This window comes from Alistipes sp. AF14-19, from assembly GCF_003461645.1.
In the GTDB taxonomy this organism is placed as follows: domain Bacteria; phylum Bacteroidota; class Bacteroidia; order Bacteroidales; family Rikenellaceae; genus Alistipes; species Alistipes shahii.
The window spans coordinates 16,623-32,195 of record NZ_QTXM01000025.1; the positions used below are offsets into that span (position 1 = coordinate 16,623).

At 60.1% G+C, this 15,573-nt stretch carries 17 protein-coding genes and 2 tRNA genes; 7 read left to right on the plus strand and 12 right to left on the minus strand.

The window, feature by feature from the left end:
- The first annotated feature begins 333 nt into the window (after positions 1 to 333).
- Positions 334 to 1,065, plus strand: a complete 732-nt coding sequence (locus tag DWW03_RS14900; protein ID WP_118406954.1) for a DUF5036 family protein — start codon at positions 334 to 336, stop codon at positions 1,063 to 1,065.
- A 55-nt stretch (positions 1,066 to 1,120) separates the two neighbouring features.
- On the opposite strand, the gene DWW03_RS14905 is transcribed toward DWW03_RS14900, so the two are convergent.
- Entirely contained in the window at positions 1,121 to 1,456 is a 336-nt protein-coding gene (locus tag DWW03_RS14905; protein ID WP_015545943.1) for a DUF1469 domain-containing protein, read from the minus strand.
- Between the two features lie 21 nt (positions 1,457 to 1,477).
- The gene (locus DWW03_RS14910; protein ID WP_015545944.1) at positions 1,478 to 1,687 is read right to left on the minus strand and encodes a YtxH domain-containing protein; all 210 of its coding nucleotides are present in this window, start codon (positions 1,685 to 1,687) and stop codon (positions 1,478 to 1,480) included.
- A gap of 68 nt (positions 1,688 to 1,755) precedes the next feature.
- On the opposite strand from DWW03_RS14910, the gene DWW03_RS14915 reads away from it, so the two are divergent.
- Entirely contained in the window at positions 1,756 to 2,265 is a 510-nt protein-coding gene (locus DWW03_RS14915; RefSeq protein WP_118406950.1) for an SLOG family protein, read from the plus strand.
- 346 nt (positions 2,266 to 2,611) lie between these two features.
- Here DWW03_RS14915 and DWW03_RS14920 read toward each other — a convergent pair whose 3' ends face one another.
- The 3 genes from DWW03_RS14920 to DWW03_RS14930 form a co-directional block, all read right to left on the minus strand.
- The gene (locus DWW03_RS14920) at positions 2,612 to 3,520 is read right to left on the minus strand and encodes a hypothetical protein (protein ID WP_022061221.1); all 909 of its coding nucleotides are present in this window, start codon (positions 3,518 to 3,520) and stop codon (positions 2,612 to 2,614) included.
- Between the two features lie 117 nt (positions 3,521 to 3,637).
- On the minus strand, positions 3,638 to 4,873 hold the full coding sequence (locus tag DWW03_RS14925; RefSeq protein ID WP_015545947.1) for a 6-phosphofructokinase: 1,236 nt from the start codon (positions 4,871 to 4,873) through the stop codon (positions 3,638 to 3,640).
- Positions 4,874 to 5,023: 150 nt separating this feature from the next.
- Positions 5,024 to 5,224 carry a cold-shock protein gene (locus DWW03_RS14930; protein ID WP_015545948.1) on the minus strand — a complete coding sequence of 67 codons (201 nt, stop codon included), beginning with the start codon at positions 5,222 to 5,224 and terminating at the stop codon, positions 5,024 to 5,026.
- 139 nt (positions 5,225 to 5,363) lie between these two features.
- On the opposite strand from DWW03_RS14930, the gene DWW03_RS14935 reads away from it, so the two are divergent.
- Positions 5,364 to 5,660: a hypothetical protein gene (locus DWW03_RS14935; RefSeq protein WP_015545949.1), complete on the plus strand. Its 297-nt coding sequence runs from the start codon at positions 5,364 to 5,366 to the stop codon at positions 5,658 to 5,660.
- A gap of 3 nt (positions 5,661 to 5,663) precedes the next feature.
- Positions 5,664 to 6,737 carry a TIGR04133 family radical SAM/SPASM protein gene (locus DWW03_RS14940; RefSeq protein ID WP_118406951.1) on the plus strand — a complete coding sequence of 358 codons (1,074 nt, stop codon included), beginning with the start codon at positions 5,664 to 5,666 and terminating at the stop codon, positions 6,735 to 6,737.
- A 4-nt stretch (positions 6,738 to 6,741) separates the two neighbouring features.
- Here DWW03_RS14940 and DWW03_RS14945 read toward each other — a convergent pair whose 3' ends face one another.
- Together DWW03_RS14945 and DWW03_RS14950 are read right to left on the minus strand one after the other, a co-directional pair.
- Positions 6,742 to 7,407, minus strand: coding sequence for an ATP-binding cassette domain-containing protein (locus tag DWW03_RS14945; RefSeq protein WP_022061223.1), 666 nt, complete (start codon positions 7,405 to 7,407; stop codon positions 6,742 to 6,744).
- Positions 7,394 to 7,714: a hypothetical protein gene (locus tag DWW03_RS14950; protein WP_022061224.1), complete on the minus strand. Its 321-nt coding sequence runs from the start codon at positions 7,712 to 7,714 to the stop codon at positions 7,394 to 7,396. Before DWW03_RS14950 ends, DWW03_RS14945 begins: the two co-directional genes overlap by 14 nt.
- Before the next feature lie 320 nt (positions 7,715 to 8,034).
- Between DWW03_RS14950 and DWW03_RS14955 the strand changes: the two genes are divergently transcribed.
- Positions 8,035 to 8,109: transfer RNA gene (locus tag DWW03_RS14955), tRNA-Pro, on the plus strand.
- A 68-nt stretch (positions 8,110 to 8,177) separates the two neighbouring features.
- Positions 8,178 to 8,251: transfer RNA gene (locus DWW03_RS14960), tRNA-Pro, on the plus strand.
- A gap of 278 nt (positions 8,252 to 8,529) precedes the next feature.
- Here DWW03_RS14960 and DWW03_RS14965 read toward each other — a convergent pair.
- The 5 genes from DWW03_RS14965 to DWW03_RS14985 form a co-directional block, all read right to left on the minus strand.
- Complete coding sequence (locus DWW03_RS14965; protein WP_015545953.1) at positions 8,530 to 9,171, minus strand: HAD family hydrolase; 642 nt, start codon at positions 9,169 to 9,171, stop codon at positions 8,530 to 8,532.
- A gap of 29 nt (positions 9,172 to 9,200) precedes the next feature.
- Entirely contained in the window at positions 9,201 to 10,139 is a 939-nt protein-coding gene (locus tag DWW03_RS14970) for an SDR family NAD(P)-dependent oxidoreductase (RefSeq protein WP_118406952.1), read from the minus strand.
- A complete protein-coding gene (locus DWW03_RS14975; RefSeq protein ID WP_015545954.1) occupies positions 10,139 to 11,353 on the minus strand; it encodes an NADH:flavin oxidoreductase in 1,215 nt (404 codons plus the stop codon). Before DWW03_RS14975 ends, DWW03_RS14970 begins: the two co-directional genes overlap by 1 nt.
- A gap of 178 nt (positions 11,354 to 11,531) precedes the next feature.
- Complete coding sequence (locus DWW03_RS14980; protein WP_015545955.1) at positions 11,532 to 12,293, minus strand: DUF1295 domain-containing protein; 762 nt, start codon at positions 12,291 to 12,293, stop codon at positions 11,532 to 11,534.
- Positions 12,294 to 12,714: 421 nt separating this feature from the next.
- On the minus strand, positions 12,715 to 14,130 hold the full coding sequence (locus tag DWW03_RS14985) for a glutamate decarboxylase (RefSeq protein WP_118406953.1): 1,416 nt from the start codon (positions 14,128 to 14,130) through the stop codon (positions 12,715 to 12,717).
- 94 nt (positions 14,131 to 14,224) lie between these two features.
- Here DWW03_RS14985 and DWW03_RS14990 point away from each other — a divergent pair, with 94 nt between their 5' ends.
- Positions 14,225 to 14,956 (plus strand): SIR2 family NAD-dependent protein deacylase, encoded by a 732-nt coding sequence (locus DWW03_RS14990; RefSeq protein ID WP_015545957.1) that lies wholly within the window; start codon positions 14,225 to 14,227, stop codon positions 14,954 to 14,956.
- Positions 14,957 to 15,573: the final 617 nt, after the last annotated feature.

The following is a 15,573-nucleotide window of genomic DNA, read 5'->3' on the forward strand; positions in this document are numbered from 1 at the left end:
ATGGTTAAAGCAGGATGAACAAGGCGGTCTGGAGGGGCTGATCCGTGCTGATGCTGAGTTTAAGGAGGTGCTTCCTGAAGGCAAGACCGTACGGAAGAAGCCTACAAACGGGAGATATTGCGGCTTCGTATAGAGAAAACGGCCAAAAAATTATGCCGTTCAGATGAACGAAGCTGGGGTACAGGAGTATGTCCGTTTAAAGGAGAAGAGTTTGAAATAGTTGGATTATCGTCTCGTGATGATGCTATCAAAGATATATGCAATATGATGGGAGTAAGTGCTGTTTTTTGCGTATATTTGCCGCGGCTACACTTCACACAAGACGATTTTGAAATGAAAAAGCTCCTTCTGCCGCTGCTGCTTGCGGCATTCGCTGTCGGCGTTTCTTCCTGCTCCGACGACAAGATTCCCGGCGATCCCGAAGGGACCGTCACCCTCAATATGATGGATGAAAGCAACGGCAAAACCATGCTGGACGATTCGGGCATCTATATCGACAAGGCGCAGAATTTCGTGAGCGGAGACAATTGCGTTCTTTTTGCGCTCGGCAAGGTCGGCGGTCTGGGGGCCGTTGCGCCCAAGTCGCTGGTGACGGGAGCGTCGGCAGCTGCCGTGCAGGCCGGTCATGGTTACGTGGCCGTGCGTCCAGGGGTGTTGATGTCGTTTCCCTCCGGAAAGCATGCCATGCCCATCGGGGGTCAGAAGATGAATTACCTGAAGATCTACGTGGTGTCGCCGCTTACGGAGGAGTCCAGGACCGTCGGCGCAGCGATCCGGTACGTTACCGACCTGCCCAAGCCCTATAAACTGCCCGAATACGGGAGTACGGTGTTGCGGATCGACCGTTCCAACTACGACCATCTCGAACAGGAGGTGTCGCTGTCGCTGCCGGCCGGCGATGTCGAACACGTTTTCGACGACGACGGCTATGCTATCGAATGCGAGCGGCGCGGCGGGAAGCTGGTATTCCGGCTCGGCGACTGGTTCAGCAATCGCTTCGAACTCTTTCTGCGTATCAATGAGAGCTATACGCGGGTATATGTCGAAGCGGACGTTCCGTTGTGACGCACTCGGCAGTGGCGTTATCGAAAAAGCCGGAGCAGCATGCTGCTCCGGCTTTTCATTTTTTCTGCAACTCCTCGCGGAGCTTCAGAAACAGAGAAACCTTTCCGGCGAGCCATTCGTAGCCCGTTTGCGCTGCATGGGCCACCTCGTAAACCGTTTCGGCCTGCCTGCGGATCTGTTCCACGGCGTCGCGGATCGCGAACAGGTAGACGAGGAGTGCGAGGACGGCGAAAAAGCCGCCTGCGATCAGCGCCGAGGCGATGAACGAACCCGTAACGGACGAAAGCCAGATAACCAGCGCCGTGAGCAGCAGCAGGATGGCAATGCCCGCAGTCGTTGCGAAAAACAGCAGCGCGGCTATGAAACGGCCGCCGGAAGGTTTATTCTCCATTGTTGCGTCGTGCCGGGAGGGTCATTTTTCGTCGCATTTGCAGCGGGCTTCCTCGATCTCCCTCTCGACTTTGCCGAGTTTGTCTTTCACCTTGTCGATCTCGTCGTCGATCGAATCCTTGATTTTCTGGCGCAGTTCCGGACCGGACTGGGGCGTGAAGAGCATTGTGAGGGCCGAACCGATGATCATGCCGCCCACGAGCGATACGATGGCAATTCCTGTGTTTTTCATAGTTGCTGAAAGTTTAAATTCAGCAATGGGGCTTGCAAAGTCCGGGCCAAAGCCTTACCTTTGGACGCATGATCGCCGATTCCCGCACATCCGTCGCCTTTACCGGCCATCGCACCTATCGCGGCGCGGCTGCGGACGCCCTGCGCCGGACGGTGGGGGAGTTGTACGCGCGGGGTTTCCGGAACTTTTTGAGCGGCATGGCCGTGGGTTTCGATTTGGCCGCCGCCGAGGCGGTGCTGGAACTCCGGGAGCGTGCGCCCGGCGTGCGGCTCGTCGCTGCGGTTCCGTTCCGGGGGCAGGAGATGCGCTTCTCCCCGGCCGACCGCGAACGCTTCCGGCGCGTGCTGGCCGAGGCCGATTCCGTCGAAGTGCTTGCGCCGGCCTACCACCGGGGCTGCTATGCCGTGCGCAACGATTTTCTGGTGTACAACGCCCGCGTCCTGGTGGCGTGGTACGACGGTTCGCCCGGCGGCACCCGCTACACCGTCCGCCGCGCCCTCGGCCGGGGACTGGAGGTCGTCAACCTCTGTCCGGCGGCTCCCGTGCCGCCCGCCCCCGAACCGACGCTCTTCGGATAAAAAAGCGGCCCGGAGGCCTCGCGTGGTCGGCAGATTGTGACAAGCTGTTACATTGAGTTTTACTCTTGAATAATCGCTCTGTTTTTCAACCCGAAGCCAGCGGAGTGGCAAAACATGTATGTTGCAGCCCTCCGCAGCCGGGGGCTTGCCTTCGGCTTCCTCCTTGCACCTCGGTAAAATCAGCGAGCTGTTTTACCCTCGGTCGCTGCGTCGGTTCGGGCTGCCGGACTTGCATTGCAAGAAAAAATAACAACCCCTCTGTCGGATTATTCTGAATATCTGTTGATTGCGATCTTTTGACCACTCATGGCCCGGAGGCTGCCCTTCTCTGTCGTGCGAATCATTTTTATTCTGCCGTTCCTGCCGTCTCCTCCGGCTGCGTCAGCTCAATGCCTCGGAGCAGTTCTTCGACGCGTCGGAGGGTACTCGTCTTGCCGTATTCCTTCGAGGGGTAGCTGATGCCGACGGTGATGAGCGACTGCCCCTGTTTGAGGTCGTAGGCCGTGAATACGAATCCCGGATATTCGGTCCGGCGGCCTTCGCTGTACAGCATGTCGGTGCCGTTCGATACGAGGGGGCGCGAGGCCTTGATGATCCCGCCGTCGTAGTAGGCCGAATCGCGGCTCGCGCAGTAGTCCGAGAGGTCGGCGATGTTCTTTGCCTCGGGATCGAAGACATCTTGCAGGGCGTCGATGTTGAATTCCCATTCGCCGTCGAGGACGTACATCGTGTAGCGGGCGTAGGTTGAGTCGGTTTCGGGTTCAATGCTCTCTTCGAGGGCGGAGTATCCGGCCGGAATTCGGATTCGCAGCCCGAGGTCCGTGCAATCATAGGTCTGTTCGGTGTCGAGCAGCGGCAGCTCGCCGCCTTCGTCCACCAGCTGCGTGGAGAGCACCGTGAGGTATCCGATGAGCAGGGCGGTGCAGACGGCTGTTGCAAGCATGCGCCAAAAGGCGGCGTATTCGCCGGCTCCATGCTTGATTTTCAGCCAGACGTATAATCCCATGATTGCCTGCCAGACACCCCAGAGGATGGCTCCCGTGGCGATGACGTAACGGCCTCCGGCTTCGGTGAAATAGTAGGAGATGAAACTGAAAGCCAGTCCGCCGACGCACCACAGCAGTCCGACGAGGATGTTCTTTTTCGCTTCGGCGAGCGATGCCGCCGGCTGTCCGGCGGATTCGGAGACCGTGGATGCCGGCTCCGCAGGTGTTTCGGGCATCGGCTCGAACACCGGTTTTTCGGTCTTTTCCATGATGAATTGGGTTATTCTGGGATGCAAATATACGAAATCCCCCCCCCGAGCAAATATTTTGCGAAAAAAATCCCCGCCTTGTTGAGGCGGGGATCAGAGTATGGGATTGCGACCGGATTATTTCCAGTTCAGGATCTTGTGGAAGTCGTACTCCTCGGGATTGGGAACGTAAGCCTTGGCGGCTTCGTAGTCGGCCGGGGTGATGGCGTTGAGAATGGTCTCCACCACCGACGTGAACTTGTCCGACTTGATGTCCACCAGACGGGGCGGAATCTTGCCCGTCGTGGGGTCCTGCAAGTCCTTGAGGTAGAGCGGCGAGACGTTGCCCTCCGAATCCACGTAAACCATGCAGCCCGTCTTGCCCTCGGCGAAGAGCTTGTGCACGCCGATACCCAGCTCCGAGCAGTAGGTCAGGTCGTAGGCGATCGGGGTCTGGCAGCGGATTTCGTAGCCCAGCTCCACCGGACGGCTCTTGACCTTGAGACCCAGCTCCTTGAGCTTCATCTCGATCATCTCGTTGAAGATGTGCGCCTTCGACACCTTGCCCAGCTCGGGATGTCCGTGCTCGTCGTAGGTGAAGTGGATGCCGCTCTTGCGGATCTCCTCGTCCGACAGCGCGTGGAACACGCCTTCGGAAATCACCGCTGCGCCGTAGTCCATGCCCATGATCTTACGCTTGATGATCGACGAAATCACCAGGTTGACGATCTTCTCGACGGTGATTTCCGTCTTGTCGAACATCTCGGGAATGACGATCATCGGGTAGTGGCAGGCCTCGCCGATGCCGAATGCCAGGTGGCCGGCCGAACGGCCCATGGCAGCCAGCACGAACCAGTTGCCGCTCGTGCGTGCGTCGACGTAGACGGCGCGGGCGATGACTGCGCCCTTGTCCTTGGCCGACTCGTAGCCGAACGTCGGCGTGCCCTTCGGAAGCGGCAGGTCGTTGTCGATGGTCTTCGGCACGTGGATGTTGGCGATGGGGTATTTCTTGGCCTCGAGGAACTTGGCGATACGGTTGGCGGTCGAAGCCGTGTCGTCGCCGCCGACGGTCACCAGCAGTTTGATGTTGTTGTCGGTGAAGAACTTGAGGTTGAAGTTGTTCTCGAAATCCGAGTCCTTGGGTTTGAAACGGCTCATCTGCAGGAACGAACCTCCCTGGTTGAAGATGCCGTCGGCCATCGGGTAGTCGATGTCTACGGTGCGGGGCGAGGGGTTGAACAGGCCCGTGTAACCTTCGTGCAGGCCGATGACGCGATAGCCCTGGCGCAGGAACGTTTTAGCGACACTGCCCACTACGGTATTCATGCCGGGAGCCGGTCCGCCGCCGGTCAGAATTGCGATTGCTTCTTTCATGGTTTTGATAGGGTTTTTATGTTTTGAGAACCTTTTTTTCGGTTTCGGACGCCCAAAAGTACTGCTTTTTTTTCAAACGGGCAAGAAAAAAGGAGGCCTCCGGTTCGAGGGGACCTCCTTTTTTGCTCTCTGTAATTATAGTTTGCGCGATTACTCAACTACAGTTACGTTAATAGCCTGTTCTCCCTTGGCACCGGAGCCAACTTCGAACTCGACTGCCTGACCTTCGTTGAGCGACTTGAAGCCGTCCTTTGCGATGCCCGAGAAGTGTACGAAAATCTCTTTTCCGTTCTCCGCCGTAATGAATCCGTAGCCTTTCTTGCCATCGAACCATTTTACCTTACCTGTCATAAAAATAGAGAATTAAAGTGTTAATGTGTTCGGCAAAGTAAAATAAAAAACATTGGCTTTCAAAACTTTTTGGCATGTTTTTTCGTCTTGTGCGGAAAATTCTTATCTTTGCATTGAGAATGTTAAACCTCATGGCGTTATGAACAGAAATCTGAAACTCGCGCTGGCAGCCCTTCTGGGCTTCTCCGCAGCCTGTACGTCGGTGAAAAACGCTCCCAAGGAGGACACCGCGAAGACGCAGGGCGCCGATACGACGGCCGTAAAGGGATACCCCGAATTTCCCCGCCGCGTGGTGGTCATGTACGGCGTGCGGACGCCCCGGCAGGACAGCGTCCGCAACGAGCGGCTCAAACGCCTGGAACGCGAACGTCCCGATTCGCTGCCTCCCGTGGCCGAACGTCCGCAGGAGGAGGACCCTTCCGTCGGCAGGAAATAAGCCATGTCACGCCGCCGGCTGGGGCTTCGCAAACGACTGGCCCTCAATATTTTTTCCGAACTCTATGCTTCGACGGTGCGCGAACACCGTCTCGATACGCTATTCTGGGAGTGCACGCTGCGCTGCAACCTTTCGTGCCGCCATTGCGGCAGCGACTGCCGGGTGGACCCCGGCGTGGCGGACATGCCGCTGGCTGATTTTCTGAAGGTGCTCGACGAGGAGGTGACGCCCCACGTCGATCCCGCCGACGTGCTGGTCATCTTCTCGGGCGGCGAGGTGCTCGTCCGCGCGGACCTGGAGGAGGCGGGCGCCGAGGTCACGCGCCGCGGCTACCCGTGGGGCATGGTGACCAACGGCATGGCCCTGACCCCGGAACGTTTCGGCCGTCTGCTCGACGCGGGGCTGAAATCGGTTTCGGTGAGCCTCGACGGTTTCGAGCGCGAACACAACTATATCCGCGGGAATCCCCGCAGTTACGACCGCGCGCTGGAGGCCGTGCGGATGATCGTGCGCGAACCCTCGCTGTCGTACGACGTGGTCACCTGTGTCACGGGGGCGATGGTCCCGCAGCTGGAGGCCTTCCGCGACATGCTCCTTTCGGAGGGGGTGCGCCACTGGCGGCTCTTCTCGATTTTCCCGATGGGGCGTGCCAAGAACGACCCGACGCTGCGGATGACCGACGCCCAGTTCCGGGAGATGCTGGAGTTCATCCGCCGCACGCGGCAGGAGGGCCGGATCGAGGTCAGCTATGCCTGCGAAGGCTTCCTGGGCGGTTACGAGGCCGAGGTCCGCGACCATTTCTACCAATGCGCCGCGGGTGTTTCGGTGGCTTCGATCCGTGTCGACGGGGCCATTTCGGGGTGCACGTCGATCCGCGCCAACTACCATCAGGGAAACATCTACCGGGATCGGTTCTGGGACGTGTGGCAGAACCGCTTCGAGCCGTTCCGCGACCGCGAATGGGCGCGCAGGGGCGAATGCGCCGATTGCTCGATGTTCCGCTACTGCCAGGGCGGCGGCATGCACCTGCGGGGCGACGACGGCGAATTGCTCTACTGCCACTACCACCGGCTGTGACCGTTCAGAGATGGTTCAGATAGCCCCGCCGGACCAGGTCTTCGTCGTTTTCGCACGGATAGGCCTGCCCGTCGGCCATTACGTACAGCCGGTCGGCAATGCCGGTCACGTGGCGGTACATGTGGTCGGTGAGCAAAATCCCTTTCGAGGCCTTTTCCTGCCGGATGAGTGTTTGGAGCGTTGCAACGTGCAGGGGTGCAATCTGCGAGAACGGCTCGTCGAGCAGGATGAACCGGGCCGGGCTGCGCAGGATGATGAAACATTCCAGAATCCGCTGTTCCCCGCCCGACAGCTCCCCGATGCGGGTTCCGCGCAGGGAAATGAACTCCGGAAACCACCGTTCCAGGTCTTCCCTTTGCAGCCTGAAATCGCCGAGTGCGCGTTCCAGCCGCAACCATCCGGGAATGAACGGATGCTGCGGAAGGTAGCGAATCTCCTTTTCGGTAAACCGTCTGTGCCATTTCCCGTCGATGCGCATTGAGCAGAATCCCGCTTTCAGCGACCCCGACAGAATCTTCATCAGACAGCTTTTTCCGCATCCGTTGCGCCCGAGCACAGCCGTCACGCCGCCTGTTTCGACGAGCAGGTAAACACCCGAGAGAATGCGCCGTTCGCCGAACGCCAGCTCTGCGGAGTCGATTTCGAGAATATGTTTTTCAGCGGGCGGCATGCAGCAGGGCGGCGGAATAGTTCAGCAAAAGACAGCATAACCCGAAATCCACCGCGCAGCTTACGCCCAGCAGTGTTCGGCGGCAGATGCCGAGGTTGCGGTAATAGTAGAATTCATCGGAATAGCGCGGGATGATCCACACGTAGAGGAAAAGCGGGTAAATCAAAGCCTTTCCCAACAGCAGGGCCGGGACGATCGGCGTTCCGTGGACCTTGGCGACCCATGCCAGGGCGAGGCTCGCCGCTCCGCAGAAGAGGAGCATCGCCGAGCGGTAGAAGCGGAGTATGAGCAGCAGTTTGGCGGTCATTGTCTGTAAACATGAAAAAACGGGCGGCCGCAAAACCGGATTGCATCCGGGGCGGTTGCGCCTCCTGGCCCGTGAAAGCGTTGTTGCGGTATCAATATACGAAAAAATCGGTCTCTTGTTCCGGAAGCCGGGATTTTCCTCCGCCTCCGCCTCCTCCGCCGCCGGGGCGGACCGGGCGCTGCGAGGCGGCCGCGATCGTCCGCTGCGGGGCTTTTGAGTCCGGTCCGTTATTTTTGAAGAATGTTTTTTCGGAAATAATTTTGTCTTTTCGGATTTTAAACTTATCTTTGTGCGCTCTTAAAACGATAAGGGCACTTGTTCGGGGTGTAGCGCAGTCCGGTTAGCGCGCCAGCTTCGGGAGTTGGAGGTCGCTGGTTCGAATCCAGTCTCCCCGACAAATCGGCAGACTGCTCGATAGGGTGGTCTGCTTTTTTATTGAAATTCCGGCGGAAGCCGCGGCGTTCGGAGTGTAGCGCAGTCCGGTAGCGTATCTGGTTTGGGACCAGAGGGTCGCAGGTTCGAATCCTGTCACTCCGACAGACGATGTATGAAATGAGGCACCCCCTCCGGTCCTGCGACCGGAGGGGGTGCTTTGTTTTGTTCCTGTCTTTGCCGGATCGGCGGGCTTTCGGCTGGCGGCGCGGTTTCTGCGTATGACGCGGATGATGCGCTCCCTGCCGACGGCGCGGTTTCCGTTGCGTCCGGCGGCCGACCGAGCCGCCCACGGCAAGTTCGCGACCGTGCTTTTCGACGCGGCTTTTCCTCACGGGCGACACGGCCGCGGCGACGGGCGGCATCAGTCGGCCTGCGCGATTTTACAGTATCTCTTCGTAACGGTTGAGATTGTCGAGTATGTGGCCGAAATCCTCCCCCGGACCGGGCATGTAGACCGCGAATCCGAGTCTCTGCGCGGCGTCGACGTTCTTCTGTCCGTCGTCGATGAAAAGCGTCTCTTCGGGGCGCATGCCGCCTGCGGCGATCATCTTGCGGAAAATCGCCTCCGAGGGCTTCAGCTCGTGCAGTTCGTAGGAGAGGAAAACGGCATCGAAATAGTCGTCCATCGTCTTGCCGTCGGCCGTGAACATCCGTCGGATGTATTTCATCGACGCGGGGTTGTTGTTCGAGAGCACGCAGGTCCGGATTCCGCGCTCGCGCAGGGCGTCTATCTGGCGGAGTTTCGCGACCGGGATGCGCACGAGAAATTGGCCGTAGGCCCAGGCGATCTGCGCGTCGGTTACCTCGGGCGTGCCCGACAGGCGGCGCATTTCGTCGCAGGCTTCGTGGAACGAAATGACGCCGTGTTCCAGCCGTCCGATCATCTCGGCGGGGTAGTAGGGGTTGATCAGATCGGCCACGGCATCCATTCCGAGGCTCCGGAAGGCTCCGGTGCAGCGGTCTATGTCCAGATCGACCAGCACGCCTCCGAGGTCGAAGACGACGGTTTTGATTGTGTTCATAATTTATTGTTTTTTCGTGCTCGAAGAGCCTATTTCTGAAACTTCATCGTGAACCTGCGGACCGGACGCAGCACCCACATCGGCAGCATCTTGCAGAGGGGAATCCACACGCGGTTCCACCAGTCGGGGACGATGCACCGGCGTCCCCGCCACAGGGCGCGCAGTCCGCGCCGGGCGCACGAGTCGGCCGTGATAAGCACCCCGAGGCGCGTGCCGATGCGCTGCCAGCGGGGAGTCAGTCCGTAGAGGTCGGTCGCCACACCCGCCGGGCAGACCGCCGTGACGCGGATGCCGTGCTCGCGGACCTCCTTCGCGAAGGCCACCGAGAACGACCGCAGGTAGGCCTTCGACGCGCTGTACAGGGCCAGTCCCGGAAAGGGCATCCACAGCGAGTAGGAGGACATGTTGAGAATGTGCCCCCGGCAGCCGCGGCGCACCATGTCGGCCGCCGCCATCCGGCACAGTTGGGTGTTCGTCAGGTCATGCAGCAGGATGATGCGCTCGATGCGCTCGGCGGGGGTTTGCAGGATGTCGCGGAACGAGAATATCCCGGCGTTGTTCACCAGTACGTCGATGGCGGCTCCTTCGCGTCGCACGGCCTCCCACAGCTCCGCAGCGGCTTCGATGCGCGCCAGGTCGATCTCCACGATCCGCACCTCGGGCCGGAACCCGGCGGCGGGGGATGCCGCTTTCCGGACGCCGCCGTCCGGACCCGCTCCGGCGGCGAGTATTTCGCTGCATACCGTCTCCAGCGGTTCGCGGCGGTTGCCCGCCAGCACCAGGTTGTAGCCCAGCGCCGCCAGCCGCAGGGCGTAACAGCGTCCGATGCCCGACCCGGCTCCCGTGACCAGCGCCCAGGCGCTTCCCGGGGCGACGGCTCCCCGCCGGCCGACGCTGCGGCCGCTTCCGGAAACGGCTGCGGGCGAGGCGCTGCGCTCCCCGCACGGTGTGATTGCTTCGCGTTTCATCACGGCAGGCGTTTGAGTTCTTCGACGATCCGTCGCGGGAGGTTGTCGCAATGCTTGCAGCACTTCATGTCCACGGAGTACATCCGCGCGATGCAGTAGTTGCGGTGGTCGCAGGCGCTTCGCGTCGCCGCGTCGCCCTCGCGGAGCTTTGCGACGAACGCCGGGTCGTTGACGAGCGCCCGGGCCATCTGAACCAGCTCGAATCCCGAGTCCAGCGCCCGGTCGATGCCCTCGCGGCTGACGAGTCCCCCGACGTAGATCAGCGGACCTTTCAGGGCGGCCCGGAATTTCTTGGCGTCTTCGAGGAAATAACACTCCTCGAAGGGGAACTGTTTTATCATAAAGGGACCGCACCAGCGGATGAAGTAGCGCAGCCACAGCGGCGAGTAGTAGCTCATGGTGTAGATCGGGATCAGCCCCCGCATGACGGCCATCGGGGCCTTCGAGACGAATCCGCCCGAGAGGACGATGCCGTCCACGCCGAACGATTCGATGACTTTGGCGATCTCGATGCTCTCGGGGATTTCAATGCCCCCTTTGAAGCCGTCGTACATGTTGTGCTTCACGGTGATCGCCATGCCGCACGCCCGGGCCGCCTCCACGGCCTCGCCCAGACACATGCGCATGAAGCGCATGCGGTTTTCGAGCGAGCCGCCGTATTCGTCGTGCCGGTGGTTGGTGTAGGGCGACAGGAACTGCGAAATGAGGTAGCCGTGCCCGGCGTGCACCTCCACCGAGTCGAATCCGGCGTCGCGGGCCGTGCGCACCGCCGTGCCGAAGTCGCGGGCCACCTGTTCGATCTCGCGTCTCTTCATGCCCCGCACGGGCGTGTAGGCGTAGAGGTTGAATCCCGTCGAGGCGCCGATGGGCATCTGCCCGGCGGTGGTCCAGTGGGTCATGTTGCCGCAATGTCCGATCTGGATGGCCGCGGCGGCCCCTTCGCGGTGCACGGCGTCGGTGATTTCGCGCAGTCCGGGGACGATCTCGGGACGCAGCCACAGCTGCTTGTTGAACGACAGTCCGCTGCGGCACACGGCGGCATAGGCCAGCGTGGTCATGCCCACGCCGCCGCGGGCTACGGCGACGTGGTAGTCCTTGAGCTGCCGGGTGGGACCGAAGTCCTTGCCCATGGATTCGAAGGCCGCCGAACGGATCGTGCGGTTGCGCAGCGTGACGGGGCCTAATTTATAAGGGGTGAAAAGTGTAGAGGACATTGAATTGAAAGTTGAGAGTTAGAAGTTGAGGGTTGAAAGTCGGATGCGCAGACCTCGTTCCGAAACGTGAAATTCTTGCGTCGTCCCTGAAGTCGTCTTCTTAATCCGGCGGGCGCAGAACTGGGTGAAAAACGTTGTAACGGACCATCCGCAACCTGAACCCCGCCTTTTAGGCGGGTCAATAGATGAAGGGGATGATCCGTTTGCGGCGAAGGCGCGAAAACTCTTCGCCGAACTCCTGCTCGTAGCGGCGGCGCAGCGATGCGGCGCGCGGTGCGAGGTTGGCGAAGGTCCACCATGCGAAGACCGTTCCGGCCCACGACCACGAGGCTACGGCGAATCCCACCCATTCGAGCAGTTCGCCGAAGTAGTTGGCCGACGAGACGTAGCGGAACATGCCCCCGCGGGGGATGTAGTGGCGCGTGTCGCCCGGGCGGCGGAGGTGGCGGATGATGTGGTCCGAATGGAGGTTTACGGCCATTCCGGCCACGAACAACGCCCCGCCGATATAGATATAGGGCTGTGCGAACCATCCGGCGTAGTAGTCAGCGGGCGAGACGTAGAAAATCCAGCCTCCCTGCATCAGGGCGTTGAGCGTGTTGAAGACCATGCCCATCACGACGATGCCGAGGGGCATGCGGCCCTTGCCGCGGATCAGCAGCGGGAAGATGAAGGCCCGCTGGAGGTAGTGGGCCTGGAACAGGCAGAACAGCGCCAGCGGCCCGGCCTGCCACATCCTTTCGGACGAGGCCCACAGCACGCACATGAGGATGAAAACCGGAGATTCCATCACCATCCAGCCCACGCGGTTGGGCACGGGTGGCCCGTAGCGGCGGTCGAAGAGATAGCCGTAGCCCGCCTCGAAGAAGTGCAGCGCGGCGTAGACCACGGCGGCCAGAAGGGCCATGACGATCAGGAAAATGTCGAAATTCTCTTTCATAGACGTTGGGGATAAAACGCACGAAAGATACGTATTTTTTCCGGTCCCGGCAAGTCCTTTGCGCCCTATGTTTTGTTCGTTGCGTCGTGTCGCTGCGGGGGCGTTTTTCCGGTCCGTGGCGGCAGCGCCGGGCTTGCGTAGGCCGCCGCCGAAGGTCCGGAAAAGCCTCCCGCCGCAAATGAAAAAGACGGCTCCGCTTCGGGGGTGAAGCGTGAGCCGTCCGGCGTTCTGCCGCCCGGAGGGGGCGCGTGTCGCGGGGAAGGTCCCTGAATGTTCGGTCAGCCGTTGCCGGCCGCGAGAAAGCGCCCTTCAGGGGCGGCTTGAGAAGCCTCTTTTGGATGCTATGGCCGAAATTGCGGTCCGAAGGCCGCTTTTCCCGCCAGCGTTCCGGCAGTCGGAGGTCCGGTGACCTCCGGCCGCATCAATGCGTGTAGACCTTGCCTTTCTGGTGCTCCTTGTTCTCGTACTTGATGCGCGAGGGCGTGGGGTACCGGAGTTTCTCGAACTCGGCCACGGCGTTGCGGATGTCTCCCAGAAGCATGTCGGCCATGTCGCGCGACATGCCCTGGCGAACCACGATGCGCATGACGATCATCTCGTCGATGTTCTTGGGCATGGTGTATGCCGGGACCATCCAGCCGCTCTGCTGCAAGGCGGCCTGCAGGTCGAACAGCGTCCATTTGGCCTTCTTGTCGTATTCGGGGTCCATCATCCAGATGAACAGCGGGTTGACGACCTCTTTGGCGTAGTTCCGGAAGCACGGCATCTTGCCGATCTGCTCGTGGCAGTATTTGGCGATGTCCATCGAGTTCTGCTGCACCTCCTTGTACCCCTCGAATCCCAGCCGGATGAAGTTGTAGTACTGGCCGAGAATCTGCGCCGCCGGCCGCGAGAAGTTCAGGCCCACCTGCGTGATGTTCGCGCCGAGGTAGTTGACCGAGAACGACATTTCGTCGGGCAGGTACTTCTTGTCCTTCCATACGACCCATCCCAGTCCGGGGTACACCAGTCCGTACTTGTGGCCCGACGTGGAGATCGACAGCACCCATTTGAGGCGGAAGTCCCACTTCTTCTCGGGGTGTAGGAACGGCAGGATGAAACCTCCGGAAGCCGCGTCGACGTGGATCGGGATTTCGTAGCCCGTCTTGGCGTTGTAGGCGTCGAGCGCCTTGTCGAGACCCTCGATGTCGTCGTCGAGACCCGTCCATGTCACGCCGGCGATGGGCACGATGCAGATGGTGTTCTCGTCGCAGGCCTTCAGCGCCTCGCCGATGTCGAGCGTCGGGTGGTCGAGCGTCAGGGGCACGGTGCGCATCTCGATCTGCCACAGCTGGCAGAACTTCTCCCACACGACCTGGAATCCGGTGCTCATCACCAGGTTGGGTTTGTCGAAGGGTTTGCCTGCGGCCTTGCGGCGCGCCCGCCAGCGCAGCCATGCGGCCACTCCGCCCAGCATGCATGCTTCGGACGATCCGATGCCCAGCGCGCCGGTTTTCCACTCGGCCTTTTCGGGCGAGTTCCACATGTTGGCCACGATATTGAGGCAGCGGCCGCACATCACCGCGACGCGCGGATACTCCGTCTCGTCGATGTAGTTGATGTTGATGGCTTCGTTCATCAGCCGTGTGGCGTAGTCGTCCATGTAGGTGGTCACGAACGTCGCCAGGTTGAGCCTCGGCTGGGTCTGGGGATAGGTCTCGTCCTTGACCAGCTGATAGGCGATTTCGGGTGCTGTCTTGTTCTTGGGAATGAATTCCGTGGGAGCGGGCGAACGCATCTCTTTCGAGCCGAAAATGTCGGTCAGGGTGTCTTCGGTGGTGTGTTTCTGTTGATCCATAGCGTAAAAATATTTATTTGGTTTACATCGGACCGATCTTGCACGAACTATGCCATAAATTTGTTACCTTTACCGGGCGAAACTACATCATGCAATGAAAAAACTTGTTGTCTTCACCGGCGCCGGCGTCAGCGCCGACAGCGGTTTGGCGACGTTCCGCGACTCCGACGGAACATGGGGGAATTACCGGATCGAGGAGGTCTGCATTCCCGAAGCGCTTGATTTCAATCGTCGGGGCGTCATCCGTTTCTACAACGAGCGGCGTGCCGAAATGCTCAAGGCCGAGCCGAACGCCGCCCACCGGGCGATTGCCGGTCTGGAACGCGATTTCGACGTCCGGGTCATCACCCAGAATGTCGACAATCTGCACGAAAGGGCGGGTTCGACGCATATTCTCCACCTGCACGGGGAGCTTACCAAACTTCGTTCGACGGACGATCCGTCGCTCATCCTGCCGTTCGACGGCGTCGAGCAGGGTTTCGACGACCGCGCTCCCGACGGTTCGCTGCTGCGTCCGCATATCGTCTTCTTCGGCGAGCCGGTTCCCGAATTCGACCGTGCGGCGGAACTTGCCGCCGGGGCCGACATCCTGATGGTGGTCGGAACGTCGCTGGCGGTCTATCCTGCGGCGTCGCTGGTGCGCTGCGTGCGTCCCGACATTCCGGTTTACGTGGTCGACCCGGGACGGCCGGCGATTCGCGGCGTGCGCAATCCGCTGGAGGTGATCCGCAAACGTGCCGCCGAGGGAGTTCCCGAACTGGCCGACCGCCTGCGCGCGGCCTGTGCGGAAGGGCGGTCCGAATCGCTTTTGCCCGGAAAAGCCTGATCCGCCCTTCCCGGCGGTTCCCCGCTTCCGGCCCATCCCGGTTTGCTCTCCGTTCTCGTTTTCCCGCTTTCGGCCCTCCCTCTGTCTTTCGCTTTCCGTTTCCGGCTTTTCCCGGCCGCACGCTGCGGTTCCGGTTGGCTCTTGCTCGGATTCACCCATATTCCGATCCGGCTCACTCCATCTCCGGCCCGTTTCGCACCGCCTCGTCTGGTCGCGCTCTGCGACCCATTACGCGGTTGCACGTCTGTCCGTTCCGTGTAACGATGCGGTTATGTAATGCTGTCGGCTTCGGTCCGGTCGGTGTGCCTGCGGCCGTTCCTGCATGAAAATCCCCGCCCTCTCCCGCGGTTTCCGAGGATTTACAAAACAATGCTGTAACCTAATAAGTTACGGCGTTGTTTTTTTATGAGGTAATGATTTAGAAACGTAAGTCTCGAATAAACTTACATCGAGGTTCATCCTGTCAAACAACTCTATATAAATATACGAAATATCTGATAAAAAAGCAAATAGAATTTTTATCTCTCTATTTGCCGATTTATGACGGACATCAGCGTCATCGCGGTGTCCCGTCCTGAAAAAGGTTTACAGTGATTGATAATTAAAGATAAACATTT